Source organism: Planktothrix sp., assembly GCF_046067725.1.
GTDB lineage: Bacteria > Cyanobacteriota > Cyanobacteriia > Cyanobacteriales > Microcoleaceae > Planktothrix.
The window spans coordinates 1-5,848 of record NZ_JBJUDF010000316.1 but is presented as its reverse complement, the minus strand read 5'-3'; the positions used below and the strand labels follow the sequence as shown (position 1 = coordinate 5,848).

At 42.3% G+C, this 5,848-nt stretch carries 7 protein-coding genes; 2 read left to right on the top strand and 5 right to left on the bottom strand.

All coding sequences use genetic code 11. The features are described 5' to 3' along the window. On the top strand, positions 1–265 hold a 265-nt coding region (locus ACKPEB_RS19680; RefSeq protein WP_408966686.1), incomplete at its 5' end, for a hypothetical protein. Here ACKPEB_RS19680 and ACKPEB_RS19675 read toward each other — a convergent pair. The 4 genes from ACKPEB_RS19675 to tnpA all read right to left on the bottom strand — a co-directional run bounded on the left by ACKPEB_RS19675 (position 256) and on the right by tnpA (position 2,694). Next, a complete protein-coding gene (locus tag ACKPEB_RS19675; RefSeq protein WP_408966685.1) occupies positions 256–645 on the bottom strand; it encodes a hypothetical protein in 390 nt (129 codons plus the stop codon). The two genes, ACKPEB_RS19680 and ACKPEB_RS19675, sit on opposite strands and share 10 nt — an antisense overlap. Further along, positions 642–1,292 (bottom strand): AAA family ATPase, encoded by a 651-nt coding sequence (locus tag ACKPEB_RS19670; protein ID WP_408966684.1) that lies wholly within the window; start codon positions 1,290–1,292, stop codon positions 642–644. Before ACKPEB_RS19670 ends, ACKPEB_RS19675 begins: the two co-directional genes overlap by 4 nt. A 316-nt stretch (positions 1,293–1,608) precedes the next feature. Next, on the bottom strand, positions 1,609–2,133 hold the full coding sequence (locus tag ACKPEB_RS19665) for a nuclease A inhibitor family protein (protein ID WP_408966683.1): 525 nt from the start codon (positions 2,131–2,133) through the stop codon (positions 1,609–1,611). Positions 2,134–2,283: 150 nt separating this feature from the next. Next, the gene (gene tnpA / locus ACKPEB_RS19660) at positions 2,284–2,694 is read right to left on the bottom strand and encodes an IS200/IS605 family transposase (protein ID WP_408966682.1); all 411 of its coding nucleotides are present in this window, start codon (positions 2,692–2,694) and stop codon (positions 2,284–2,286) included. Positions 2,695–2,786: 92 nt separating this feature from the next. Here tnpA and ACKPEB_RS19655 point away from each other — a divergent pair, with 92 nt between their 5' ends. Next, positions 2,787–3,968, top strand: coding sequence for an RNA-guided endonuclease InsQ/TnpB family protein (locus tag ACKPEB_RS19655; RefSeq protein ID WP_408966681.1), 1,182 nt, complete (start codon positions 2,787–2,789; stop codon positions 3,966–3,968). Here the strand turns inward: ACKPEB_RS19655 and ACKPEB_RS19650 are convergent. Then, on the bottom strand, positions 3,925–5,848 hold a 1,924-nt coding region (locus ACKPEB_RS19650; protein WP_408966680.1), incomplete at its 5' end, for a putative Ig domain-containing protein. The two genes, ACKPEB_RS19655 and ACKPEB_RS19650, sit on opposite strands and share 44 nt — an antisense overlap.

Sequence of the window (5,848 nt, the reverse complement as noted above, 5' to 3'; positions counted from 1 at the left end):
AATAAGTAATATAGAAGCTGTTGTGAGTGATGTTCCTGAACAGAAACCCGCCGGAGAACCACCGGAATTGCTGAAACGGTTTTGGACACAGTTTTGGAATCTGTTAACTCGTACCGATTGGAAACCTCGACTGATTAAGCTATTGAAAATCCCCCCGGCGTTACATTGGGTGGCGGAGGAGTTGCAAACTCAGCCTATTCTGGAGGATATTCTCAAAACGCTGGAAGATTGGTTGAGTCCTGATGAAAAGCTAGATTACTCCTGAACATCCTTGAGGGCATCTTCTAACAGCAGTCTGACAATTTCCGCTTTCGTTCGTCCTGTCCTGGCGGCTAACATCGACAATTTTCTATGGGTTGATTCAGCTAAATCAACAGTGAATCGCTTTGTCCCTTCCTTGGGTTGAAATTGTAGTTTGTCCATCATTGTTAATTGCTGTTGTGGTGTTGGTTCTGGCGTGGGTTCCGGTGTCGGTTGTAATGTCGGTGCTGGAGTAGGTGCTAGTGTTGGCTCGGTTTCGGAAACTTCAACGGTTGCTATCGGTTCGGGAGTCACCGCCGGAGGAACTTTATTGTCTCCTGTGCCATACACAAATTCTTTGGCAAGCGCATCAGTCAAGGGTTTGCGGGATTGTTTTCTGTTCATGCTTCCTCCAACTGTTTGAGGATCGCTTTGAATAATCGCTCGTATTCTGTCGCAGCTTCACTCGCCGCTTGTCCGGGTAAGTCCCAAACTGTTAAGGATTGACCGGAAGTGTCGGCTACGGCTTGTTTCTGGTGAATAATCGGTTTCAGAAACTTGGCATCAGGGATTTGAGATAAAAGGGCGATCGCTTCTTCTTTGAGTTTGGTATTCTTCACTGCACGACTCAAGAAAACTAAACCTTTGGGTAATCCCCCTCGAACTGACTGGGCCTGTTTCAGTAATCGCATGGCATCGGAAGCAGACCGTAAATCAACACCCGTCGGCTGTACTGGAATCACGGCTAGATCACATCTGAATAAAATGGCTCTGGTTTCTTCTGCTAAACTTGCGGGGCCGTCAACAATCAGGTAATCGTAATCTTTCACCAACTCTGGAATCTGCTCTAAAAGATCATCCGGGGATTGAATCACTTGACAAGGGATCGGATTCTCCATTCCCTCAACCCACTGTGAACTTGACCGTTGAGCATCAGCATCGATGAGCAACACCCGATAGTTTTGCTTGAACTGAAGCCAATACGCTAAATGAACCGAGGAGGTAGACTTGCCACACCCCCCCTTCTGATTGATTAAGGCAATGATTGCCACCCTCTACCTCACTTACTTATTTACTGACTGCAATACTTAATCATTTACTAATTTACTTACTGATTGCATTAAATACTTACTGCATTACTTAAGTATATCAGTAAAACAGCCAACAAAACCTTAATGCAGTAAAAAATTACTGAACTACGGCAATAAAGCATTACTGAAGTATTTCAGCAAACGTTGCAGTCAATAAATCTTTAAGGCAGTTAAGCATTACTGAAGTACAGCAGTAGAACAGGCATTAAGCCAGCAAAGCATCATTTACTTACTGCATTACTGAAATACTGCATTACTTACTGAATTCAGTAAGAACTTAAGTTTGTATGATGCGAGTAGACAGCGCGACCCAGTTACCGAGTTGGAGATTGGCGGCGTTAGTCTCAGGATCATGCTGAATCAGAACATGACGACCAATCAGATGCAAATCCGATTCAACCCCATTGAGAATGCAGTGCCAGAGCGCCACATGAATTAAGTGATCGAAAACCAAGCTATGCAGAGTCCGCCACAGTTCCACCGGATGCTCAGGAGGTTGGACAGAATAGGAACCATCGGAATAGCGGATTAATAAGAGAGGGAGGTTGCCGAAGAATGTTTTTGTCCAATAAACCAGAGTGCGTTTCTGGATTCTCTGAGGGGGAGTGAGTTGCTGTTGAGTGTAGAGATGCCGAGTCAATTCTGAAATCGTTAGCTTATCTCCGATGTCCGCACTACTGAGAGTTTTAATTGTGATGGGATAATCCGACTCACTCGGATAAAGTAGCGACTGCGTTGTTGTTGTTAATGCCTGAATTAATTGAGCTTCTGTTAAAGTTTTAGGGTGTAGAATGACAGTCATATTTTGCTACAAAATCATCAGAAAAAGTATAATTTAATTATAACTAGACTCAACCAAAATGCTGAATCAAAACTTATTATTGGCAGAGCCGAAAACCACGTAACTTCAGTTCGTGGATGAAGGCAAGCAGCGCTTTTAAGCGCCTGTCTTTTAATGGGTACTGTGATGGGGGTCATTAATATATTCCATGATAACTTTCGAGCTAACACTACCAGCAGTTGTGTGAAAATAGGAGCGAGTCCATAAACTAGGAAGTTTCAGTAAATCAGGAAATTCTCTTCTGAGGTAACACGACGATCTCCCTTTGAAAGCTTGCACAATCTGACTAATCGAATAATTAGGTTGATGGCAGATAAATAAATGAATATGGTCAGGAGCTATCTCCAGTGCTTTAATCTCCCATTCTTTCTCAATTGCTAATTCATAAAATATCTCCCGACAGCGTGTTGCTACGTTTCCAACTAGCACACGCTTTCTTCGTTTTGGAATCCAAACCAGGTGGACACAAGCTAATCCGACTGAGTGGTTGTAATGCTTGTAATCTATAGACTTCAGTTTCATATTTGGTTGTTCTGATATTTTTATCGACAAATCTAGTTTACTGTGTTAAGGTTGATAGTAGCAAACAGACAACCCATTGACAGGTCGAATCAATGATAGTTATAGAATACAAAATCAAAGCAAAACCTCATCAGTACAAAGCGATTGATGAGGCGATTAAAACGGTACAGTTTATTAGAAACAAGTCTATTCGGTATTGGATGGACGCACCTAAAGATACCAAAATTAATCGATTTGCTTTAAACAAGTATTCTACAGAACTTCGTTCACAATTCGATTTTGTCAAAGACTTAAATTCAATGGCAGTACAAGCTGCTGCGGAACGAGCATGGTCGGCAATTTCTCGTTTTTACGAAAATTGTAAGAAAAAGGTTTCTGGAAAGAAAGGATTTCCTAGATTTCAGAAAGATTGTCGTTCTGTTGAATATAAAACATCGGGTTGGTCATTGCATCCCACTAAAAGAAGAATTACCATAACTGACAAAAAAGGTATTGGTGAACTTAAACTTTTAGGAAAATGGGATATCCATACTTACAACGTCAAAGATATTAAACGGATTCGTTTAATTCGTCGCGCTGATGGATATTACTGTCAATTTTGCCTGAATATTACCGTCACTGATGTTCAACCGAAAACCGGAAAGGAAATCGGACTGGATGTTGGAATAGAATCTTTCTATACAGACTCTAACGGGTATCAAGAACCAAATCCCAAGTTTCTAAGAAAGGCGGAAACGTCGATTAAAAAATCTCAGAGACAAATCTATAAAAAGGTTAAAGGTTCATCAGGAAGACGGAAAGCCAGAAAAGTTTACGCTAAAAAACACTTAAAAGTAAGCAGGCAACGGAATGAACACGCTAAAAAACTAGCGCGTAACGTATGCACATCTAACGATGTAGTAGCCTACGAAGATTTAAGTGTTAAGAATTTAGTTAAAAACCACTGTTTGGCTAAATCAATTAGTGATGCCAGTTGGTATTTGTTCCGACAATGGATAGAATATTTTGCAGCTAAATTTGATAAATTGGCAATACCAGTTCCACCCCATTACACTTCACAGAAATGTTCTAATTGTGGGGTAATTGTGAAAAAATCTCTATCAACTCGCACCCATGTTTGTACTTGTGGATGTGAGTTGCACAGAGATACAAACGCTGCAATTAACATTCTGAATTTAGCTAAAAATAGGGAAGGGCATTCCCGAATTAACGCTACAGGAGTTGGAGTCTCTACTCTTCTTGGTGAAAACCTGGTTGAGCAAATTCTGACGTAGAATGTAGAATCCCCGTCTCTTCAGAGCGGGGAGTGTCAATCACCTGAATTTGCGTCGAACCATTGACCAGGGTGAGAGTCAGTTGTTCAAAGGTGAGACCATCATCAAGGACAATCAAGTCTACCCCAGAAGTAAAGTCGGTAATCGTATCAGGGCCAAATTCCGAAACCAGAACAAAGCGGTCACTACCTTCGCCTCCGGTCAGAGTATCAGCACCTTCAGCCCCCACTAAGATATCGTTGCCTTGGCCTCCGGTGAGAAGATCGTTACCTTCTCCGCCATCAAGGGTATCGTTACCTTCATCTCCCCAGAGGGTATCGTCACCGTCGTTGCCGTCGAGCAGGTCGTTGTCAGCACCACCATAGATCAGATCTTGACCGGAGTTACCAGAGATTGTATCACTATCTTGGTTCCCAAACAGGGTATCGTCACCGTCGTTTCCTTCAAGTCGGTCTGTTCCTTGGTTGCCGAAGATGATATCATCTTGATTACCACCTTTAACAAAGTCATTATTCTGACCTCCGAACAGTTCATCTTTGCCATCACCACCATCAATCAGGTCATCTCCTTGATTCCCATTAATCGAGTCATTGCCAGTATTTCCAGCAATGGTATCGTTACCAAGGTTGCCAAACAAGTCATCATCATTCTCGCCACCGTCGATTTGGTCGTTGCCTTTGCCACCGAAAACTAGATCTTTGCCTTTGCCAGCATTGATATAGTCGTTCCCTTGATTGCCGTTAATTTCGTCGTTGCCATCTCCGGTTTCAATATTATTGTCACCGTCTTTACCAAAGATTTGATCAGATTCGGCTGTACCTGAGATCTCCTCATTGCCATTACTGGAAACCTGGGATAGGGAGTTTGTGTTAGGTTTTAAAGCAGGAAAATCAAGGGTTTTAATGAAATTACTAGGCTCATAAAAATCACGACTGGAGTTGGGTGTTGGTTCCGGTGTTGACGTGGGTGTTGGCTCCGGTGTTGGCTCCGGTGTCGGTGTTGGTGTTGGCTCCGGTGTGGGTTCCGGTGTGGGTTCCGGTGTTGGTGTCGGCGTGGGTATAATGCTCAACAGGAAACTATCACTAATACTTGCTCCACTTTTATCGGTAGCAGTAACATTAATAGTCAACGCATCAACATCACTGTTAGTCGGTGTTCCGGTAAAAGTTCCGGTTGTGCTGTCTAAAGTTAACCAACTGGGTAAAGGTTTACCATCGGCTAAGGTAGCGGTATAAGTTAAACTATCTCCTGCATCAATATCGTTAAAGTTATTAGCAATATTGAGATTGAAATTGCTATCTTCTGTGGCGGTTTGGTTCCCAATAGGAGTCGCAGTTGGAGCGTCGTTAACGTTATTAACGGTGAGTTGGAAACTATTGTCAACGGTGGCATTATTACTATCGGTTGCGATAACTTTAATGTCAAGATTTCCGACATCACTGTTAGTCGGTGTTCCGGTAAATATTCCCGTTGTGCTATTAAATGTTAACCAACTGGGTAAGGTTGTACCATCGGCTAAGGTGGCGGTATAGGTTAAACTATCTCCTGCATCAATATCACTGAAATTATTAGCAATATTGAGACTGAAACTGCTATCTTCGTTAACGGTTTGGTTGCTGATAGCAGTCGCAGTCGGAGCGTCGTTAACGTTATTAACTGTCAGTTGGAAACTATTTTCAACCGTTGCATTACTGCTATCTTTAGCTGTCACTTTGATAGCAATATTCCCGACATCACTATTCGTGGGTGTTCCGGTAAAAGTTCCGGTTGTGCTATTAAATGTTAACCAACTGGGTAAAGGTTTACCATCGGCTAAGGTGGCGGTATAGGTTAAACTATCTCCTGCATCAATATCGTTAAAGTTATTAGCAATATTGAGA